General features: G+C 62.6%; 23 protein-coding genes. 10 read left to right on the top strand and 13 right to left on the bottom strand.

Annotated elements, in window-relative coordinates; genetic code table 11:
- Positions 1 to 99 precede the first annotated feature (99 nt).
- The 3 genes from HRU92_RS10595 to HRU92_RS10585 all read right to left on the bottom strand — a co-directional run bounded on the left by HRU92_RS10595 (position 100) and on the right by HRU92_RS10585 (position 5,439).
- Entirely contained in the window at positions 100 to 1,785 is a 1,686-nt protein-coding gene (locus HRU92_RS10595; RefSeq protein ID WP_349236714.1) for a DUF882 domain-containing protein, read from the bottom strand.
- Positions 1,786 to 2,049: 264 nt separating this feature from the next.
- Positions 2,050 to 3,735, bottom strand: a complete 1,686-nt coding sequence (locus HRU92_RS10590) for a L,D-transpeptidase family protein (protein ID WP_172124170.1) — start codon at positions 3,733 to 3,735, stop codon at positions 2,050 to 2,052.
- Between the two features lie 219 nt (positions 3,736 to 3,954).
- Positions 3,955 to 5,439 (bottom strand): sigma-54 dependent transcriptional regulator, encoded by a 1,485-nt coding sequence (locus tag HRU92_RS10585; RefSeq protein WP_172124168.1) that lies wholly within the window; start codon positions 5,437 to 5,439, stop codon positions 3,955 to 3,957.
- Positions 5,440 to 5,643: 204 nt separating this feature from the next.
- Here HRU92_RS10585 and HRU92_RS10580 point away from each other — a divergent pair, with 204 nt between their 5' ends.
- Positions 5,644 to 7,452 carry a M3 family oligoendopeptidase gene (locus tag HRU92_RS10580; protein ID WP_172124166.1) on the top strand — a complete coding sequence of 603 codons (1,809 nt, stop codon included), beginning with the start codon at positions 5,644 to 5,646 and terminating at the stop codon, positions 7,450 to 7,452.
- Between the two features lie 14 nt (positions 7,453 to 7,466).
- A complete protein-coding gene (locus HRU92_RS10575; protein WP_248307065.1) occupies positions 7,467 to 7,670 on the top strand; it encodes an aa3-type cytochrome c oxidase subunit IV in 204 nt (67 codons plus the stop codon).
- 13 nt (positions 7,671 to 7,683) lie between these two features.
- Here the strand turns inward: HRU92_RS10575 and HRU92_RS10570 are convergent, their stop codons facing one another.
- Positions 7,684 to 7,899 (bottom strand): SlyX family protein, encoded by a 216-nt coding sequence (locus tag HRU92_RS10570; RefSeq protein ID WP_172124164.1) that lies wholly within the window; start codon positions 7,897 to 7,899, stop codon positions 7,684 to 7,686.
- A gap of 143 nt (positions 7,900 to 8,042) precedes the next feature.
- Here HRU92_RS10570 and HRU92_RS10565 point away from each other — a divergent pair, with 143 nt between their 5' ends.
- The 3 genes from HRU92_RS10565 to HRU92_RS10555 all read left to right on the top strand — a co-directional run bounded on the left by HRU92_RS10565 (position 8,043) and on the right by HRU92_RS10555 (position 10,128).
- Entirely contained in the window at positions 8,043 to 8,585 is a 543-nt protein-coding gene (locus tag HRU92_RS10565; protein WP_127753996.1) for a tryptophan-rich sensory protein, read from the top strand.
- 82 nt (positions 8,586 to 8,667) lie between these two features.
- A complete protein-coding gene (locus tag HRU92_RS10560; RefSeq protein ID WP_172124162.1) occupies positions 8,668 to 9,306 on the top strand; it encodes a DsbA family oxidoreductase in 639 nt (212 codons plus the stop codon).
- Positions 9,307 to 10,128 (top strand): alpha/beta hydrolase, encoded by an 822-nt coding sequence (locus HRU92_RS10555; protein ID WP_172124160.1) that lies wholly within the window; start codon positions 9,307 to 9,309, stop codon positions 10,126 to 10,128.
- A 71-nt stretch (positions 10,129 to 10,199) separates the two neighbouring features.
- Here HRU92_RS10555 and rpsU read toward each other — a convergent pair whose 3' ends face one another.
- The 4 genes from rpsU to HRU92_RS10535 all read right to left on the bottom strand — a co-directional run bounded on the left by rpsU (position 10,200) and on the right by HRU92_RS10535 (position 12,515).
- Positions 10,200 to 10,475, bottom strand: a complete 276-nt coding sequence (gene rpsU, locus HRU92_RS10550) for a 30S ribosomal protein S21 (protein WP_127753993.1) — start codon at positions 10,473 to 10,475, stop codon at positions 10,200 to 10,202.
- Between the two features lie 156 nt (positions 10,476 to 10,631).
- Positions 10,632 to 11,726 (bottom strand): 5-(carboxyamino)imidazole ribonucleotide synthase, encoded by a 1,095-nt coding sequence (locus HRU92_RS10545; RefSeq protein ID WP_172124158.1) that lies wholly within the window; start codon positions 11,724 to 11,726, stop codon positions 10,632 to 10,634.
- A gap of 3 nt (positions 11,727 to 11,729) precedes the next feature.
- Positions 11,730 to 12,224 (bottom strand): 5-(carboxyamino)imidazole ribonucleotide mutase, encoded by a 495-nt coding sequence (gene purE / locus HRU92_RS10540; protein ID WP_127753991.1) that lies wholly within the window; start codon positions 12,222 to 12,224, stop codon positions 11,730 to 11,732.
- A gap of 75 nt (positions 12,225 to 12,299) precedes the next feature.
- The gene (locus HRU92_RS10535) at positions 12,300 to 12,515 is read right to left on the bottom strand and encodes a DUF465 domain-containing protein (protein ID WP_127753990.1); all 216 of its coding nucleotides are present in this window, start codon (positions 12,513 to 12,515) and stop codon (positions 12,300 to 12,302) included.
- 154 nt (positions 12,516 to 12,669) lie between these two features.
- Between HRU92_RS10535 and HRU92_RS10530 the strand changes: the two genes are divergently transcribed.
- Positions 12,670 to 12,843, top strand: coding sequence for a YdcH family protein (locus HRU92_RS10530; RefSeq protein ID WP_127753989.1), 174 nt, complete (start codon positions 12,670 to 12,672; stop codon positions 12,841 to 12,843).
- A gap of 66 nt (positions 12,844 to 12,909) precedes the next feature.
- On the opposite strand, the gene HRU92_RS10525 is transcribed toward HRU92_RS10530, so the two are convergent.
- The 3 genes from HRU92_RS10525 to HRU92_RS10515 all read right to left on the bottom strand — a co-directional run bounded on the left by HRU92_RS10525 (position 12,910) and on the right by HRU92_RS10515 (position 15,564).
- Complete coding sequence (locus HRU92_RS10525) at positions 12,910 to 13,671, bottom strand: sulfite exporter TauE/SafE family protein (RefSeq protein ID WP_172124156.1); 762 nt, start codon at positions 13,669 to 13,671, stop codon at positions 12,910 to 12,912.
- A 27-nt stretch (positions 13,672 to 13,698) separates the two neighbouring features.
- On the bottom strand, positions 13,699 to 14,427 hold the full coding sequence (locus tag HRU92_RS10520) for a cell cycle transcriptional regulator TrcR (RefSeq protein WP_172124154.1): 729 nt from the start codon (positions 14,425 to 14,427) through the stop codon (positions 13,699 to 13,701).
- Positions 14,428 to 14,541: 114 nt separating this feature from the next.
- A complete protein-coding gene (locus HRU92_RS10515; protein WP_172124152.1) occupies positions 14,542 to 15,564 on the bottom strand; it encodes an NAD(P)H-quinone oxidoreductase in 1,023 nt (340 codons plus the stop codon).
- A 79-nt stretch (positions 15,565 to 15,643) separates the two neighbouring features.
- Here HRU92_RS10515 and HRU92_RS10510 point away from each other — a divergent pair, with 79 nt between their 5' ends.
- Complete coding sequence (locus HRU92_RS10510; protein WP_127753985.1) at positions 15,644 to 15,826, top strand: DUF1192 domain-containing protein; 183 nt, start codon at positions 15,644 to 15,646, stop codon at positions 15,824 to 15,826.
- Positions 15,827 to 16,104: 278 nt separating this feature from the next.
- Entirely contained in the window at positions 16,105 to 16,623 is a 519-nt protein-coding gene (locus HRU92_RS10505) for a DUF1465 family protein (RefSeq protein WP_127753984.1), read from the top strand.
- 3 nt (positions 16,624 to 16,626) lie between these two features.
- Here the strand turns inward: HRU92_RS10505 and HRU92_RS10500 are convergent, their stop codons facing one another.
- Together HRU92_RS10500 and rpmE are read right to left on the bottom strand one after the other, a co-directional pair.
- Entirely contained in the window at positions 16,627 to 16,944 is a 318-nt protein-coding gene (locus HRU92_RS10500) for a YnfA family protein (protein ID WP_172124150.1), read from the bottom strand.
- Between the two features lie 78 nt (positions 16,945 to 17,022).
- Positions 17,023 to 17,244 carry a 50S ribosomal protein L31 gene (gene rpmE / locus HRU92_RS10495; RefSeq protein WP_127753982.1) on the bottom strand — a complete coding sequence of 74 codons (222 nt, stop codon included), beginning with the start codon at positions 17,242 to 17,244 and terminating at the stop codon, positions 17,023 to 17,025.
- A 214-nt stretch (positions 17,245 to 17,458) separates the two neighbouring features.
- Between rpmE and HRU92_RS10490 the strand changes: the two genes are divergently transcribed.
- Positions 17,459 to 19,261: an ABC transporter transmembrane domain-containing protein gene (locus HRU92_RS10490; protein WP_172124148.1), complete on the top strand. Its 1,803-nt coding sequence runs from the start codon at positions 17,459 to 17,461 to the stop codon at positions 19,259 to 19,261.
- 127 nt (positions 19,262 to 19,388) lie between these two features.
- Positions 19,389 to 19,649: a PilZ domain-containing protein gene (locus HRU92_RS10485; RefSeq protein WP_172124147.1), complete on the top strand. Its 261-nt coding sequence runs from the start codon at positions 19,389 to 19,391 to the stop codon at positions 19,647 to 19,649.
- Positions 19,650 to 19,691: the final 42 nt, after the last annotated feature.

The raw sequence follows: 19,691 nt of genomic DNA, 5'->3' as shown, positions 1-19,691 counted from the left end.
AAGATAGCTCAAGGTTTTACGGGGCGCCGAGAGGCTTTGCAACAAGCCGGCGTGCCTCAGCCAGCCTCTCCCCGGTTGTGGAGAGGCCGGCGGGTGAGGCTAATTGGACGCGGTAAAGCGCGTATGGGTCACGGCCAGCGGCGCATTGCTGGGGGATAGCGCCACCGCGGGGGCCAGTGCCGTTGCCGTATCGACATCATGGGACTGGGCTTCAATCAAGGCGAAGTGATCGGAAGACAGCGGCGCGGGCGCGACCAGAAGGGCTGCGGCATGCTCCAGATCGGGGGCGGTCAATGCGGCAGGCGTTGGCGCGGCAGAAGCCTCGTCCTTGGCGATCATGGCGGCGAGCGCCTTGGCGACAGGTTCGCTTTGCCCCTGAACCGAGTTGAAGGTCGAGGCAAAGAGCGATGCCGTGGAGTCTCGGGCGGGCTCGCCACCCAGCGAGGCGGTCTTCACACCGGCAGCGCCGAGGGGGGGCAGGTTGGGTACCGGCGCGACGGGGGCGGCGGCAACCTGGGCTGCGGTTTCCTGCTCGATGAGTTGCTGGAGCATGTCCTGTGCCTGGCCGTTCTGGCCGAGGGGCGGCAGGTAAGCCGTCATCATGTCAGGCTCGGACGAGCGGCCGGCCTGCAGCGGCGGATGCGGGAAAGGCTGGCTCAGCGCTGCCAGGGCGACCACAGCGGTTTCGCCATTGCCCGCTGGCAGAGTGGAGGCGGTCGCCATCATGAGGGTCGGCGATTTGGTGGCCGGCACTGGTGCGTTCGAGGCGGTGACAAGTTCTGCCTCTGCCAAGGGGGCGCTTCCAACCGTGGAGAAGGGCACCGGTACCTCCTGTTCAGCAACGGCGACCGTGCTCGAGGCAGGCGCGGACATGCTCGCCGGCCGCATCATCGGAATGGGGGGAGCAACGGCGACGCGGGCAGCCGCTTGCGGGGACTGAGCGGCCGCAGCTACTGATGCAACCTGCACCGGAGCGGGGGCTGGCCTGGGCGCGGGCTGGTTGTTGCCCTTGTTGCCGCCAAAGAACATGTCGACCAAAGAATTGCCGGCGCTGGCTACCTGAGTGCCCGAGCCGCCATTGCCGCAGGGCACGGCGCGGCAACGTTGCCATTCGGCCTGGGCGAGGCGATAGCCTTCCTGCGACAAGGGCTTGCCATCGGCAGGCAAGTGCATGGTCCGCCCATCAGGGAACACGTCCTTGAGCTGCGCACGGGTCATGCGTGGCCAGGCGCGGACCGAACCAGTATCAAGGTGAACAAAGGGGCTGCCCGAGCTGGGATAATAGCCAACGCCGCCGACCTGCTTGCGCATCGCGACGGCGCGCAGCTTGGACAGCGAAATGCCTGGGATGAAGAAGTCCATGGCATGGCCCTTGGTGTGCTGGGAGTTTTCGGCAACACCGGAGGAGGTCTGGCGCAACATCTTGTTGGTCGCGGGCGAGCGATAAGCGGAAACGATGTTGATGGGCTGGGTAGCCCCCACTTCCTGGTAGACTTCCCAAACCAGGTCAAACAGGCGTGGGTCCATCTTGGCTGGTTCGTTACGACGCCAATCGCGCAGGAAGCGGTTGAGCTCGTTGAGCCCGGACTGCACATACTGCCCGTTGCGCTTGAAAACGATGCGGGCCGTTTCCTTGGTGTGGGTGTAGTAGAGATAAAGGCTGCGCTCGGAGGCGGCATTGGCCGGAACCACGGCGGCCTGGCCGATCAGGAGCGAAAAACTCAGCAGCGCTGCTGCCAGGAGTCGAGTGCCACGAAGGGCCAGGTTATCCGATTTTACCGCCACACTAAACACTGCCCGGTTGAAGCTATCTGCATTTCGGATCGTACCGGCCAAGTGACTAGAGTTTGATTAACGCTAACAAAACTCGAACACGATGGCGGCCACTCACGCCAATGTTTAAGGACAAAATCCGGGCCGAACCAAGGCGAAAATGTTGACGAGCGGTTAAGGGGCGCTCGGCTCCACGGGGAACAGGGTAGAAACCCGCCGAAAGAAAAGGCGCCGGCAGAAACTGCCAGCGCCTGATCAGAGATGGTGTTGTGCGGCTCAGGGGCCGACATCGGCAATGGTTTCGGCCATCACCGGTTGAGGGAGCGCTGCGGGCGACAAGCCGAGCGCCTGGATCAGCTTGGTGTCGTGGCCGTAGATGTCGCCATAGGATTGCAGGTTGCCGTCGGCCTGGGGCCGCAGGGTAAAATAGCTGAGATGGACAGGAATCTGTTGCTCGGGGTTCACCCAGCGCTCGCTGGAGCCAAACATGGCTTCGAGCGAGGCCCGGCTGATCTTGGTTTCGTTGGCCATCAGCGCGTCGGCAAACTCCATCGGGTTCTGCACCCGCACGCAACCATGGCTGAGAGCGCGCTGGGAGCGGCTGAACAGAGCCTTTGACGGGGTATCGTGCAGATACACATCGTGCTTGTTGGGGAACAAGAACTTGATCTGGCCCAGGGCATTGCTGGGGCCGGGGCGCTGACGCACCTTGAAGGGGAACGTGTTGCCAACCGCGGACCAGTTCACCTGCCAGGGGCTGACGACGTCGCCGTTATAGATCAGGTCCATGTTCTGGGCGTCGATATAGCCCGGGTTCCGCCAGGTCTTGGGCGCAATCTCGCCTTTGACGATGGAACTGGGGACATTCCAGTACGGATTGACCACGATGTGGCGGATGTTGTCGGAAAACACCGGCGTCTGGTTCTTGACCGTGCCGACGACGACGCGGGTCGTATAGGTTTCCGCCCCGTTCCGGTTGATGGACAGGCGGAACTCGGGAATGTTGACCAGGACGTGGAAATTGCCGAGCTCGCGCGGCATCCAGCGCCAGCGCTCCATATTGGCGATGATCTGCTCACGGGTGGCGGCGTTCCCGCCGTTGAGGGCCGCGACCGTGGCAGGGCCAGCGACGCCATCAGGTTCAAGACCCAGGCCCTGCTGGAAATCCTTGACCGCCTGCACCACGCCCTGGTCGTAAACCAGGGACGCATCGGCCACGAGGCCCAGCCGCTGGCGTATCAGGGGCAGGCGCTCATCGGTCATGCCAGCCTTGAGCACGACCCCGGTCGGAATGGGGGCGGGACGATTAGTGGCATTGTCGTTGAACTTGGCCAGTGCCGCTTTAAGCGCCAGGAATTCGGGATGGGTTGGCTCGAGCTTGGCCAGCACCTTGGCCGGATCCTTGCTGGCCGCCAGTTCCACAAGGAGTGCGCCGGCATCAAGGGTCTTGGGCTCGACATCTAGGTTGGCATCGACGGAGCGAGGAGCGACGCGTCCGGTATAGATGTGGGTCGCATAGCGCAGGGTCGCGGCAGAAAACGCGGTTTCGAGCGCCGCCATGGCGACAGGATCCCCGCCCGTTGCGGGAAGCTGCAGGTCAGGAGTGAGGTAATCGGCGGGATTGAGCCCTTCGGATTCGGCCCGGGCAAACAGATCGAGGATCTGCTGGGCAGCAGGTGAGAACACGACCTGCCCATTGGCCTGTTCGCTCAGCCAGATTGGCTCGAAATAGCGCTCGCCATAAAGAAAGTAGAGCTTCTGCGCTTCGGCATAGGCCGCGGTACCGCGGCCATTGGCTGTATAGGCGGCGGACAGGCTGGCCTTTATGGTTCGCGCCAATGCGCTTTGCGCGGGAGCGATGACAATCCGGGTTGGGGTGATACTCGCTACATCCTGCGCCAGGATGGGAAGAGGGGCGTTGGCGGCAGCAACGGCGAGAAAACAAACCAGGATCTTGTGCATTTGTGCTCCGTGTACGAGGCGTTACGCAGCCCAGCCGTGCCTCAACCCAAGGTCCGGCGGGCCGCCCCATACATCGAAAGCATAAGCATCAAATGTTAACAGGAACAATCACTCGCAATGTTGTGAGCGAGCGATGTGGCTATGGTGCAACGGTCTGCAAGGCCTTGTGCAAAGGCCCGCAATCGCTCGGCGATCCGCCATCCTGTCGATGCTGTGCGGTTAAGCGGCGTCGTTAATCAACTGCTCCGCGAGGCCATATTCATGCAATTTGCGATAGAGGGTCGAGCGGCCGATCTTGAGTGCGCGGGCAACACGGGACATGCGCCCGCCATGGTGCTCGATCGCAAAAACGATCAAGGCGCGTTCGATCTCGGCCAGAGCCGCCACATTGCCGGATTCATCGAGGAAGCGGTCTTCGACGGGGCTGGTTTCGAGCATTTCGCGCTGGCGCGGCGGAGCGTTATCGATGTGAACCGGCGCGGCGGGCACCGGCATGGCCGCGAGGGAAAGAATGGCGGCGTCGCGCCCTTGAGCATGGGCCATGATCTGCGGGAAATCGGCCGGCTCGAGGAAGGCTTCCTCGCAGAGCACGGTCGCGCGATAAACGACGTTTTCCAGCTGGCGAATATTGCCGGGCCAGGGATAGCTGGCGAGAAGTTCCAAAGCTTCGGGAGAAATGCCGAGGATGCGTTTGCCAGCTTCAGCGGCAAAGCGCGCAAGGAAGTGGTTGACCAGAGCCGGGATGTCCTCGAGCCGCTGCCGGAGCGGGGGCACGTAGATGGGCAGCACGTTCAGCCGATAATAAAGGTCCTCACGGAACTCGCCCGATTTCGCCAGATTGAGCAGGCGGCGATTGGTCGCCGAGATCACGCGCACATTGACGCGCTCCGGGCGCCCGGCGCCCAGCGGTACGATTTCGCCATCGGCGAGAACGCGCAGCAGCCGCTCCTGGGTGGCGGGAGGCAGTTCGCCCACTTCATCGATGAAGATGGTGCCGGTATGGGCTTCGGCGAACTTGCCGGGGGTATCGGCGAGGGCCCCCGCAAAGGCGCCTTTCTTGAAGCCGAAAAGCACGGCGTCGAGTTGGGAAGGGGAGATGCTGCCGCAGTTGACGCTGATGAATGGCTTGCCGGCCCGATCCCCGCTGCCCCCAATAATGCGGGCGATCAATTCCTTGCCGACGCCGGTTTCGCCTTCGATCAGCACGGGTATGGGATTGCGGGCGGCCTTGCCGCAAAGGGTCAGGACGCGGGTCATCGCCGGTGCACGGCCAATAAGGTCGGCAGCCGAGAAGGTCCCGGCGCGGCGGCTTTGTTCGGCACGGATCGCCGCTTCCAGCGCACCCAGCTTCATGGCGTTGCGCAAGGAGATCACCAGCCGCTCGGGGGCGACCGGCTTGACGAAATAGTCCACGGCCCCGTGGCGCATGGCGCTGACCACGGTTTCCAGCGACGGGTTGGCGGTTTGGACGATCACCGGCGTGGAAAGAGCTTCCCGGCGCATGGTTTCCATCACGGCCATGCCGTCGAGGTCAGGCATTACCAGGTCAAGAATCATCGCACCCAGATTGGGGTCTTCGCGCAAGATCTGCAGGGCTTGTTCGCCGCTGGTTGCGGTGAGTGGCTTGAAGCCGGCCTGATTGGCGACTTCGGCCGTCAGCCGCAATTGCACCGGGTCATCGTCGACCACCAGAACACGCGTCATGCAAAATCCACTTCTCTTGCCAGGCGCTCGAATCGCGCTGTGCGGTTTTGTGGAAGTATGCGGCCGGCAAATTAAGACAGCATTAATCATAATGGCGGGGCGCCATATTGCGGCTGGCACGATAGGCGGCGAAGGCCCCCTTTTCATCCCGTGAGGTGCTGGCTATGGTCCGCCCCTCACCAAGAACCGCGCTGGAGAACCCCGATGACCGAACAAGCCGCGAGCCAGAAGGGGCACAATCAATTGGGTACCTTGCCGGTCTGGGATCTCAACGATCTTTACCCGGGACGCGAGAGCCCTGAGTTTGCCGCCGCCTTGCAGCAGGCCAAGGATGATGCCGCGCGCTTTGAGAGCGACTACAAGGGCAGGCTCGCAGAGCTAACCCGGGCGGGCAAGCTCACCGATGTGATCAAGCGCAGCGAAGCGCTGGCGGATCTGAGTGGGCGCATCGGCTCGTTCGCCTTTTTGCAATATGCGCAGCGATCCACCGATCCCGACCGGGCCAAGTTCATGGGCGACACCAACCAGGCGCTGACGGATCTCTCCACGCGCATTCTGTTTTTCGAGCTCGAGTTGAACCGGATCGAGGATGCCGATCTTGACGCGGCGTTCGAGCGCGATCCGGAACTGGCGCGCTACCGCACCTGGTTCGCCGAGTTGCGCAAGGCCAAGCCATATCAGTTGGACGAAAAGCTCGAGGAGCTGTTCCACGACAAGTCGGTCACGGCCTTTTCAGCCTGGAACCGCTTGTTCGACGAGACCATGGCCAGCCTCGAATTCGAGGTCGATGGGGAAGTGCTCAAGCTCGAGGAAACGCTGCATCTGCTGTCCGAGCCCGAGGAGAAGCGGCGCGAAAGCGCGTTCCATGCCTTGGCCAAGACCTTGCGCGAGAATGGACGCTTGTTCACCCACATCACCAATGTGCTGGCCAAGGACAAGGAAATCTCCGATCGCTGGCGCGGCTTTGAGGACATTGCCGACAGCCGGCACATGGCCAATTCGGTGGAGCGCGAAGTGGTGGATGCGCTGCAATCCGCCGTCCAGGGGGCCTATCCACGGCTGTCGCACCGCTACTACAAGATGAAGGCCAAGTGGTTCGGTAAGGACCAGCTCAATGCCTGGGACCGCAATGCGCCCTTGCCGACGAGCGACGAGCGGACCTTTGATTGGGAAACCGCCAAATCTACCGTGCTGGAGGCCTATGGCCGGTTTTCGCCTGACCTGGCGGAAGTCGCAGCGCCGTTTTTCGATAGTGGATGGATCGACGCTCCAGTGGGCAATGGCAAGCTCTCGGGCGCCTTTGCTCATCCCACGGTGCCGAGTGCGCATCCCTATCTGATGCTCAACTATATGGGCCGCTCGCGGGACGTGATGACGCTCGCCCATGAGTTGGGTCACGGTGTCCATCAAAGGCTGGCGGCGGCGCAGGGGCCGATCCTGAGCAATACGCCGCTGACCCTGGCCGAGACGGCGAGTGTCTTCGGTGAGATGCTGACCTTCCGGTACCTGCTGGAAAAGACCACCGACCCCAAGCAGCGCTTTGCCCTCTTAGCCTCCAAGGTGGAGGACATGCTCAATACGGTGGTGCGGCAGATTGCCTTTTACACGTTCGAGCGCCGGGTGCACACGGCACGTCGGCAGGGTGAGCTGCGCACTGAGGAAATCAACGCCATCTGGCTGGAAGTGCAAAAGGAATCGCTGGGTGAGGGGATCATCCCCAATGAGGGTTACGATATCTTCTGGGCCTATGTGCCGCACTTCATCCACTCGCCCTTTTATGTCTATGCTTATGCCTTCGGTGACTGCCTTGTGAACTCGCTTTACGCGCAGTATGAGAAGGCCGACGAGGGCTTTGCGGAGCGGTATTTCGAGCTGTTGAAGGCTGGTGGATCCAAGCACCATACGGAACTGCTGGCGCCATTCGGGCTTGATGCCAAGGATCCGCAGTTCTGGTCGCTGGGACTTGGCATGATCGAGCGACTGATCGACGAGCTGGAAAGCACGAGCCCCTGAACGCCTCCGGGCAGATGAACACGACGAATTTCGAGGACCAAATGGCCGCAGAAGACCACCCAGCCCATTCCCACCTGCATCCACCGCTTCAGCATGAATCGGCGATGGACTATTCCCAGCATGAGTCGACCTATGCGCGCTTTGTGACGCTGGTGAAGTGGACGACGATCTCGATCGCGGCAGTGATCGTGCTGCTCTACATCTTCGTGAGGCCGTAAGCGGCAACCTGCTCTAGTAGTGCGGAGGAGGGGGTTCGGAGCGGGGATCAGCGATAAAGCCACCCGCCCGGACTTGTTCCTCCAGCACGGTGAGCCGACGAGTGAGCCCGTCAATCACGCGCCACTGCTCGGTGATGGTGGCATTCAAGTCTTCGATGGTCTGATCCTGGAAAGCGACACGCGTTTCCAGTGCCTCCAGACGCGCTGACGAATCGAGCTCAGTCGTCACGATATTCTCCCAGAAGTGTACCAGCAGGGCATGGTATGGGCGGGCGTTAATGGTCCCTTCACGAGGGCGTGTTTCCCAAAAAGGAACTCCTAAGGCCCCGCGGCCATTGGTTTGCAAGAATTTAGCAACCAGTGAGAGCCAAAATGGCCACCTTCACGGCAGTTACCCACAACTTTCCTTCGCTGCTCGATGCCGATCGGCATGACGGGATTGGCGCGGGACTGAGCGCTGCCCTCCCGCTGCTGGGTCTGGTTGCTGCCTATGGTGCTGCCGAAGCGCTTGGTGTCCAGCCGGTACTGCATGCGCCATTGGGCCTACCGGAGTGGACGGGTGCTTTGGCGCTCGCCATCAGCCTGCCGCTTTGGGGCGCTGCCCGGTGGCTGGTGGCCGGGCGTGGCTATGAAGGGCGCTCAGCGGCGCGCTGGATTGTTGCGTTGATGGTCGGCGCGATCCTTGCACCATTCCTGCTGACCGTGGCCGATCCCTTCATGAGCACGGTTGTTTCCATGGTGCTGATGCTGATCGGTCTGGCGGCCGCCGGGCGTGCCGCAAGCGTCTCGGGCCGCGCCACGCTGCTGGTGCTGCCAGGCCTTGCGTGGCTGGGCTTTGGCGCCGTTCTTGGCTTTGGCGTGGTTGCCGGCGGCTGGTCGCCGCCATTTGCGGTCACCCAGGGTGGCGACGCGTAATTGATGGCAGTGGGATTGTCCCCCGCTCCATTTCGCGCGACATGATGGCAAACAACGGGCCGCGTTGGCTCAAGGATTTGCCATGTCACCTATCCTCAAAATTGATGTGTTCACCGATGTCGTGTGCCCCTGGTGCCTTGTCGGCTCCGCTCGGCTCGATCAGGCCGTGGCGGCACTGCCCGACGACATCGACGTCATCATTGAAAATCACCCCTTTTACCTCGATGCCAATACGCCCGCCGAGGGCGTGGATGTTGGCGAAATGCTGCGCCAGCGTTATGGCCGTGACCCCGCCGAGATGTGGGAGCGAGTGGAAAGCGAAGCGCTCAAGGCAGGGATCGAGCTTGATCTCTCCCGCCAGCCGCGGATGTATCCGACGGCAAAGGCCCACACCATAACCCGGCTGAGCAAGCCGCTCGGCATTCAGCACGAATTGGCCAATGCCATAGCCGAGGCCTATTTTCTCGAGCACCGGCAGATCTTCGATGACAATGTGCTGGCCGACATCGCGGCCTCGTTCGGGTTTGACCGGGGCGATGCGCTTGATGCCATGAATGATGAGCACGAGCTGGCAATCACCCAGCAGTTGGCTGAGCAGGCGGCAGCCCAGGGCATTACCGGGGTGCCCTTCTTTGTGTTCGGCGAGAAATATGCCCTGTCCGGTGCGCAGCCCCCTGAGGTGTTCGCCCAGGCCTTGGACAAGACCATTTCGGAGTTCTAGATGCGGATTGTTGGGAGATTGGTTGCCGGGCTGGCGGTGCTGGTGGTGCTCGGCTATGCCGCCATTGTCGGGTATATGTATTTCAACCAGCGCAGCCTGCAGTACTTCCTCGAAGGGGAGGTGACGCCACTTGAGGCGGCGGGAATCGCCGGGGCCGAGGCGGTGGCGATTCCCTCAGGCGATGGCGTGGTCAATGGCTGGTACAAGGCGCCTGAGCCGGGCAAGCCGCTGATCGTTTATTACAAGGGCAATAGCGGCAGCTTTTCGGCCGAGAATGAGCGCTTCGCACAATGGGCGTCGGAAGGCTTTGGGTTCCTAGCATTTGATTATCGCGGCTTCCCCGCTTCCCCTGGTTCGGTGAGCCAGGATAGCATTCTAACCGACGCCTTGGCCGCGTTCGACTGGGCCGCGGGCAAAGGCTATCCCGTTGTAATCTGGGGGAGATCTCTGGGGTCAGGGCCGTCGACCTATGTCGCGAGCGAGCGGGATGCGGCGGCGTTGCTGCTGGAAACGCCGTTCCTGTCGGCGGTGACGGTAGCCGGGGAGCGCTATCCAATGCTGCCGGTGTACTGGGTGATGCAGGACCAGTTCCCCGTCAATGAGTGGATCACGGATGTGGCCGAGCCGGTGCTGGTGGCGCATGGAACTGCGGACACGACCATAGATGTCAGCAATGGCCAGAGGTTATACGAGCTTGTTCCCAACAAGGATGAGCTGTGGATCGAGCCCGGCGGGACCCATGTGGACCTGTGGGAGCGGGGTATCTGGCCCGAGCATGCGCGGCCGTTCTTTGAGCGGGTGGTCCCTGCAGCCGGAGGCTGAAGGGCCAAAAGCATAACGCCGCCCCGAAAGGAGCGGCGTTATGAACGCATTATGAATGAATTCTGAACGACTTAGGTGCGGGGCAGCGTGCTTGCGCTTGGGCGAGCGGGCTGACCGGGACGTGCCGTTGGAGTTGGAGCGGGCAGACCGCCTTCACGCTGGGCGCGCTTACGAGCCAGCTTGCGAGCGCGGCGCACGGCCTCGGCCTTCTGACGCGCCTTCTTCTCGGAGGGCTTCTCGTAGTAGTTGCGCAGCTTCATCTCGCGGAAGACGCCTTCGCGCTGCAGCTTCTTCTTGAGCGCGCGCAGCGCCTGATCAACGTTGTTATCGCGAACGACTACTTGCAAAGGTCAACCGCCCCTTAAAGCCTGGTGAAATATGATTGGATGGAAGCGCCGCGACTAAATAAAGCCACGTCGCCGACCAGCAGGGCCGGTCACCGTGGGGGCTCTATAGCCCAACCCCGCGGACTTGTCCACCTTTGCAAGCGAAAAAGCCCAAGTTTAGGGCCGGTCCGGCTGCAACAGGCGATTGATATGGCCCATCTTGCGACCGGGCCGCGTTTCCAGTTTGCCATAAAGGTGAGGCTGGGTGAAGCCTTGCAGCGAAGTGGGCACCCGGCCGACCTCGTCACCCACCAGATTCTCCATGACGACATCGGCGAGTCGGGCGGGATCGCCGAGCGGCCAGCCGAGAATCGCCCGGATGTGCTGCTCGAACTGATCGGTGAGGCACACCGCCTCGGTCCAGTGACCGGAATTATGTACGCGCGGCGCGATTTCGTTCACCAGCAGGGTAGGGCGCGACTCGCCTGGGACAACAAAGAACTCGACACCCAGCACGCCGACATAATCGAGGGCGACGACAATCGCTTTGGCGATCATGCCGGCATGCTTAGCGAGCGCGGGGGGAATCGCCGCCGGTACGGTGCTGGTGGCGAGGATGTGGTTGCGGTGCACATTCTCGGCCGGCTCGTAGCTGCGCACCTCGCCGGAAAGGCTGCGGGCAACAACGACAGAGATCTCCTGGCTGAAGGGGATGAAGGCCTCGAGCACGAGCGGCTTGGGGGCGAGCGCAGCAAAAGCCTCGGCAGCTTCGGCGCGATCACGCAGCACCCGCTGCCCCTTGCCGTCATAGCCGAGGCGGGTGGTCTTGAGCACGGCGGGGAAACCGAGCTCGGCCATGGCGGTTTGCAGTTGATCGAGTGATTCCACTGTCCGATAAGGGGCTACCGGTATGTTCTTGGAGGCAAGGAAGGCTTTTTCGGCCAGGCGGTCCTGCGACACGGCCAGTGCCTGAGCGCCCGGGCGCAGGGGCCTCCGCTCAGCGAGAAAGGCTGCAGTCGCGGCGGGGACGTTCTCGAACTCGTAGGTGATCACATCGACGGCATCGGCGAAGGCCGCGAGCGCCACTTCATCGTCATAGGCGGCGACGGTCTTGTGGGGGGTTACCTCGAAGGCGGGACTATCGGGGTCGGGGCAGTAGATGTGGGTGCGCATGCCCAGGCGACTGGCGGCAAGCGACAGCATCCGGCCGAGCTGACCACCGCCAAGGATGCCAATGGTGGTCCCGGGCGGCAGGGGCGTGGTGTCGGGCATGATCTACTCGGTGTCGGTGGGGAAAAGCGGAACGGAAGCGGTCTGGTTGGCGCGATAGGCATCGAGCCGTTCAGCAAGCTCGTCGTCATGCAACGCCAATACGGCAGCGGCGAGGAGGGCGGCGTTGATGGCGCCGGGCTCACCGATGGCGAGGGTGCCGACCGGGATGCCGCCGGGCATCTGCACAATGGACAGGAGGCTATCCTGGCCCGAAAGCGCCTTGGAGCGCACCGGCACGCCAAACACGGGCAGCGGGGTCATGGCGGCGATCATGCCGGGCAGGTGGGCGGCGCCGCCAGCGCCGGCAATGATGATCTGGAAGCCATCCGCGCGGGCTGTGGTGGCGAACTCGACCAGGCGTTCGGGCGTGCGGTGCGCGGAAACGATGCGCGCCTCATATTCCACATCCAGCGCTTCAAGCGTTTCGGCGGCAAGGCGCATGGTGGGCCAATCGGACTGGCTGCCCATGACAATCGCAACGGCTGGTTTGGTGAGCATGGCCTCGGTCCCCCCGCGGGCTGCACAAAGGCCGCTCCTAGCCCAATTGTTGCCACAACTCAAGCGGGGGAGGGGTCAGGCGATGATGTCGGGCAGGAGAATATTTTCGAGTTGGACGATGCGATCCTTGAGCGCGAGCTTGCGCTTCTTGAGCCGCTGAATCAGCATTCGGTCGGCAAAAGCCGAGCCGGTCAGGGTGTGGATGGCAGCGTCCAGATCGGCGTGTTCCTGGCGTTTCGTGGCCAGTTCAAGCCCGAGGCCGGCTTCCTGTTCCTTGGTCAGCGGCAGCATCGAACGGCGGTTCCCCCAGGGCACGCAACATTGTTCCCCATTACCCGATCCGGCGGCGTTTTGCACACGGATTTGATCGGCGGACCTATTGTCATCGACAAGTCACATTTTATCTGGAACCTTAGCGTCGTCCAGTCAGGCGTAAGGAGTTGTCATGACGACTGAAGGCCACATCGCGGCGTTGGAGCGCCGTCATCAGGAGTTGGATCGTCAGATCCAGGCGGAGCTGCAGAACAAGCCGCTCGATGATCTCACGGTGAGCGCGTTGAAGCGAAAGAAGCTCGAAATCAAGGACGAACTCTACAAATTCAATAGCGGCATGCAGTAAGCTCTGCGCTCCAACACAGTTGGACCGGGAAGGCCATGGCGGGAGCTGTGGCCTTTTTTGTTGCGGTCAGAGACCGAGGAACACCGCCCGCACGCCATCCCAGATCAGCTTGAGCGCCAGGAAGAACACGAGCCCATAGGCGATCTGGTAGAAGAGGGTGACGGAGATGCGCCGCACCAGCCAGATGCCGATCAGCACGCCGGCAACGCCCACCGGGATCAGCGCGGCGGACAGGGTGAGATTCTGGACGGAGAGCTGGCCCAGGAAGAAATAGGGGATCAGCTTGGCCGAGTTCACGGCGCCAAAGAAGATGGCATTGGTGCCCGAATAAATTGGCGGCGGCAGGCGCTGGGGCAGAACATAGATCTGGAAGGGTGGGCCGCCCGTGTGGGACACAAAGCTGGTAAATCCGGCAAAGCCGCCCCAGAACCCGCCCCATGGCGTGGAGGGTGGTAGCCCCTCGAGCTTTTTGCGCAGCGGCAAAACAGCGTCGAGCACAAAAAGCAGGGTGATGATGCCGACAAAGAGCAGCACCATGGCGTCGGAAACCACCGACCAAAGCGCCCAGCCGATCAGCGTGCCGACCGCCGCGCCGGGCAGCATGATCTTGAGAATGTGCCAGCTGAACTGCTGGCGATAGGCGTAGATGGCGATGGCGTCCATGGCCAGCAGCACTGGCAGCATCATGCCGGCGGCATCGCGGGCCGGCATGATGAGGGTGAGGAGGGGGACGCCGACAACGCCCAGGCCGCCCAGCAGGCCGGCTTTGGACAGGCCAACGATCAGAACCGCCAGGCCGGCCACTGAAACAAAGTAGAGGTCGACCATGGAGCGGAGCTGTTCGGGGCTAGAGGATTAGTTGTCGCTGTTGCTCTTGAGGGACTTGAGCTTGGAGAACACCGAGTCGGCATCGAACTCGGTGTGCTGGTCAGAAGAGCGACGCGTGCTTTCCTCGTCATTGTAGCCTTCGGCATCGGAATGACCGCGCGCACCGGAACGCGCGAGCGCTTCCTCGGCCGTCATCAGCATGGTGCCTTCCTCGGCAACTTCGGAGCCCACAACGCCCTTGGACGCGCGGCCAACTTCGAGATCGAGATCGATCTGGCTGCACAGGCCCAGCGTCACCGGATCCATCGGGGTCAGGTTGGCCGAGTTCCAGTGGGTGGATTCACGCACCGAATCGATCGTGGACTTGGTGGTGCCGACCAGACGCATGATCTGCGCGTCCTTGAGTTCGGGGTGGTTGCGCACCAGCCACTTGATGGCATTGGGGCGCTCATTGCGACGCGAAATGGGGGTATAGCGCGGGCCCTTGCGCTTGGCAGCGGCAACACGGACCTTGGGATCAGACAGCTTGAGGCGATAATTGGGATCAGCCTCGGCCTTTTCGATCTCCTCGCGGGTCAGCTGGCCATTCTGAATGGGGTTCACGCCCATGATGCCGCCGGCGACGTCGCCATCGGCGATGCCCTGCACTTCGAGCGGATGAAGCGTGCAGAAAGCTGCGATCTGCTCGAAGGACAACGCCGTGTTGTCGACGAGCCAGACAGCTGTTGCCTTGGGCATCAACAAGGGTTGGGTCATCGTCAAATCACTCCTGGTGGCGCGGCCGGTATTCCTCCGGGCCGCTCCGCCTCTTTGCTTCATGCTGAGGGGGAATGACCACAATATATGGCGTCAGGGCCTGATCCGCAATGGCTATAACGGCGGTTCCCCAGCACCAAAGGCCGTGAGAAGCACGATCTTGCCGGCATGGGCGCGCTGTTCCATGGCCTGATGCGCCTCGGCCGCCTCCTCAAGCGGAAAGGTGGTCAGCGCCGGACGGACGAAGCCGGGACGCTCAAGCGCGGGCAGCAGATCGGCGCGGATCCGGGCGGCAATGGCCGCCTTGGTGGCCGCGCTTTGCGGGCGCAGGGTGGAGCCGGAGATCGTCAGTTGCTTGGCCATGAGCGTGCCCAAGGAAATCTTGGCGCTGCTGCCGGCAAGGGTCGCGATCTGGACGATATGGCCACCACGAGCGCTGGCGGCAATGCTGACGGCTGCCATGGCGCCGCCCAGGAGATCAACCACCCGATCAACCCCGCGCCCCTCAGTAAGCGCCAAAGCGCGCTCGGCGATATCGTCGCGCATGCGGTCAATGGTGGCCACGGCCCCCAATTTTTCGGCATAGGCCGCCTTTTCCGGCGAGGACACGACACCGATGGGGCGAGCGCCAAGAATGGCGGAGATGGCGACGGCGGCGCCGCCAATGCCACCGGCAGCGCCATGCACCAGAACGCTCATGCCCGCTTCGAGCCCCGAACGCATGACGAGGGTCTGGGTGACGGTGAACCAGGTTTCGGGCAGGGCTGCCGCCTCGGGTAGGCTCCAACCATTTGGAACGGGCAAGACCTGGCCGGCGGGGACCGCGACATATTGGGCGTAACCGCCGCCATTGGTCAGGGCCATGACGCGGTCACCGACCTGCCAGCCCGACACATCGGCGCCAAGGACCGCGATTTCCCCGGCCACTTCGAGGCCGAGCAGGGGCGATGCGCTGGGGGGCGGATCATAAACCCCACGGCGCTGAGCGAGGTCGGGCCCGTTGACCCCCGCCGCAGCAACCCGGATCAGCACGTCGCCGTTGCCACAGGCAGGCAGTGGCATTTGGATGGGCGCAAGCATTTCGGGGCCGCCCGGCTCGGCGATAGAGATGGCGGTCATGGTAGCGGGAATGGTCATGGGGCCATGCTGGCCCATGTGGCCTTGCCCGGCAAGGGGGAGCGGTTAAGCTGCCCCCGCGACAGGAAAGGACGGCAAGATGGAAGACGAGGTAAGCGGCAAGCCCAAGAGCCACGAGATCGGCAGCGTGCTGGACGCCCTTTCGGTGACCGAGCTCGAGGGGCGCATCGTTTTGCTGGAGGCTGAAATCGAGCGGCTAAGGGCGGCCATCGCCGCACGCGGGGCAACCCGCAAGGCAGCGGAGGCGGCCTTCAAGCTCTAAGAACCTGCAAAGGAGCAGGGTTAAAAAATCTTGCGCCATTAACGGGCAATTAATCCGGACGAGTTAGGGTGTTGTTATCCAGATGGTTTTTGGATCAGAGATTTCTTCCTCTGTTTGACCCCTCCCTGTAAACTTCGAGAGCCGCCCTTCGCGGCTCTTTTTCTTTTTTGATGGCCACCATTTGGCCCATTAAGGCTGCTTTCATGCTCCCGCAGCGGCAAGCGTGACGGGCAGGGTGTTTCGTCCTATCATGACGCAGTGCGAGAGCGAGGAACGAGATGGCTGAGGCTGGCGAATCCGGGCAGGCAATATCGATTGGTCCGCGCATTGTGGCTTCGGGCGGTTTCGACCTGCTGTATCGCGAAGGCATGGCGCTGATCGAAGAGGTCGCGGGCTATCTCGACGGGCACGGGCGGGCGGAAAGCCAGTTGCTGGGGCGCGAGGCCTCGTTCTTATACGCCACCGAATCCATGCGGCTGACGACCCGGCTGATGCAGCTGGCATCATGGCTCTTGCTGCAGCGCGCCGTCAACGAAGGCGAGATCAGCAAGGAAAATGCCCGCTCCGAAAAGGAGAAGGTCAAGTTTTCGGCGACGCCGTCGCAGCGCGGAGGGCCCGGCTATGAGCTGCTGCCCGAAGCCTTGCGGCTTTATATCGACAAGGGCGACCGGCTGTTTGACCGGGTGATGCAGTTTGACCAGATGGAGCGCGGGCGGATGCCGCAGCTCGATGGCAGCGTGGCCAATGACATTGCCGACCAGTTGTCGCGCCTAAAGGCAGCGTTCGGGCGGCCCTGACGCTCAGGCACGCGGCGCCCAGACGATCACGGCCGCGCCCAGCAGGCAGATTGCGGCGCCCAGCAGGTCCCAGCGATCGGGCCGGATTTGTTCCACCGAAGCCATGAAGACCAGCGACGCGGCGATATAGATCCCACCATAGATGGCAAAGGCGCGGCCAGCGCTGTCGGTGCCGGCAAGGGCCAGGAGCCAGGCAAAGCTGGCGAGTGCCAGAAGGGCGGGGAGCCAGAGCCAGGCATGCCCATGGCGCCAGGCCTGCCACACCAGATAGCAGCCGCCGATCTCGAACAAAGCGGCCAGGGCAAAGAGCGAAAGGCGCATGGTGGTGTTCCGCTGCCGGGCGCAGAAACGAAAAGCCCGGCGCAAAGGCCGGGCAAATCACTTGAAAAGGGGAGTGGCTTAGATGCCGAAACCCTTGAAGCGCTCCTTGAAGCGCGAAACACGGCCGCCGCGGTCGAGCAGCTGGCCCGTGCCGCCGGTCCAGGCCGGGTGGGTGTTGGGATCGATGTCGAGCTGCAGCGTGTCGCCTTCCTTGCCGTAGGTCGAACGGGTCTGGTAGGTGGTGCCGTCGGTCATTACCACGTTGATGGTGTGGTAGTCGGGGTGGATTTCGGACTTCATCGCGGTGCCTCAAATCAAACGGGCGCCGTGGCGCCCGGAGAGCATTGAACTGGTGTTGGCGGCTTCATAGCCAAAGCCGGGGCAATCCGCAAGGGCAGGGGCGGGGCTTTTTGTCCAAGCACAAAGCCGTTGCGAGCGGGTGGTCCAGTGCATATGTAAGGCCCGCCGCGCCACCGTCGGAGGCGCCGCCAAAAGAAGTGGCTGAAGCCGAGCGATGACAGATCAAGCCGTTCCGGCAAAAGCGCCAACCCAGGCCACGCCTTCCGTGCTCAAGCCAAAGCAACTGAACCCCTTGCGGCAATTGCTGCCTTTTGTGCTGCGCTATCCAACCCGGCTGGCGCTGACCGTGCTGTTCCTGCTGATTTCGGCGATTTCCTCGCTGGCGATTCCGGCGGCGCTGGGCGGGGCGATCGATGAGGGGTTTCTGGAGCAGAACCTTGCCAATGTGGGGCGTTATAGCTGGCTGATCATCGGGATCGCCGCAGTCATGGCGATCGCGAGCGGGGCGCGGTTTTACTTCATTTCCGTGTTGGGCGAGCGGGTGCTGGCCGATCTGCGGCAGGCTTCGTTCCGGCATTTGCTCAGCCTTGATGCCCGCTATTTCGATACCCACCGGGTTGGTGAGCTGACCAGCCGCCTCAATGGCGATGTGGCGACGATCCGGGGCGCGATCGGCTCGAGCTTTTCGCTGGCCCTGCGTTCAATCGTGACCATTGTGGGCGCGGTGGCGATGATGCTGCTGACCAGCCCGATGCTGACGCTGGGCGTGGTGGTGGCGGCGCCAGCAATCCTGCTCCCGGTAATCGCTTACTCACGGCGCTTGCGGCGCATGTCGCGCTCGACGCAGGACCGGTTGGCCGATCTTTCGGCGATGGCGACCGAGATGCTGGGCGCGACGCGAACGGTCAAATCCTTCACCCAGGAAGGGGTGCAGGCGCGGGCCTATGATGCGCGTAGCGAGGAAAGCTTTGCCGCTGAAGTTGCGCGCCTGACGGCGCGCTCGGTGCTGGTGGGCATGGTGATCTTTCTGGGCACCTCGGCCATCGTGTTCCTGGTCTGGTGGGGTGCCCGCTCGGTGTTCGAGGGTACGGTCACGGCCGGGCAGTTGGCGCAGTTCCTGGTTTATGCGCTGATGGCATCGGGGGCTTTGACCAATGTTTCGGAAGTGCTGGGCACGCTGCAAACGGTTGCCGGTGCAACCGAGCGGTTAACCGAAATTCTCTCCACCAAATCGGAGGTCCGCGAGAAGGCCAATCCGACCAAGTTGCCGCAGCCGCCGCTCGGGACGGTGGAGTTCCGCAATGTGGCGTTTTCCTATGACCCCGAGGGTGGCGAGCCCGTGCTGCATGACCTTAGCTTCAAGGTCGACGCGGGCGAAACGGTGGCCCTGGTTGGCTCGTCCGGTTCGGGCAAGTCGACAATCCTGTCGCTGTTGCAGCGGTTTTATGATGTGACGGGCGGCGCCGTCCTCGTGGACGGCATCGATGTGCGCGACGTCTCCGTTTATGATCTGCGCCAGCATTTTGCCTATGTGGAGCAGGAGCCCACCATCTTTGCCGGCACCGTGGCGGACAATATCCGCTTCGGTAAACCAGAAGCCAGCATGGCGGAAGTCGAGGCCGCGGCGCGGGCAGCGTTGGTGCACGATTTCGTGCTCGATCTGCCGCTTGGCTATAATGCGGTGGTTGGCGAACGGGGTGTGATGCTTTCAGGCGGGCAGAAGCAGCGGCTCGCCATTGCCCGGGCGATCCTCAAGAATGCGCCCATCCTGCTGCTCGACGAGGCCACGAGCGCGCTCGACGCACAAAGCGAGCAATTGGTGCAGCAGGCGCTGGAATACCTGATGCGCGGGCGTACCACCCTTGTGATTGCCCACCGACTGGCGACGATCCGCGATGCCGACACGATCCTCGTGCTCGATAGCGGACGCATCATCGATCAGGGCACTCATGACGAGCTGGTCCTCAAGGGCGGCCGTTATGCCGAGCTGGCCAAGCTGCAGTTCCGCGTGGACTAAGGTGCGACGGGCCGTGCCCCTTGGCGCAGCTTTATGCGCCTTTTGATTGCATTTGACCCATCCGTTGCACCCGGTGTTTGCTGGTTCCTATCTAGTATGGCGGTTCCACGTCGAGAAGATTGATCCTATGGCGTCACAGAATGATCGCCGTGCCGTGCCGCGCACGGAAACCAGGCTGGCTGTCACCATTGTTCATGGTGGCGGAGTGGCCCGCGAGGACGGCGACGTCCACAATATCTCGACTATGGGCGCCAAGATCGCCGTCCAGGCGGCCCAAGCCTTACCTGAAATCTTCTACCTGCTGATGCCGGGGCACCGCCTTGAGGTGTGCAAGGTGGTTTGGCGCAACGACAGCGAAATGGGCGTGGCGTTCCAAGCCTATGGGTGAGGGGCGTTGGGCGCGACAGGCTGCGCCTTTGCGCTGGAGCGA

This window comes from Devosia sp. 1635, from assembly GCF_013185955.1.
Lineage (GTDB): Bacteria > Pseudomonadota > Alphaproteobacteria > Rhizobiales > Devosiaceae > Devosia.
The sequence above is the reverse complement of the archived record's forward strand: the minus strand, read 5'-3'. Positions and strand labels throughout refer to the sequence as shown.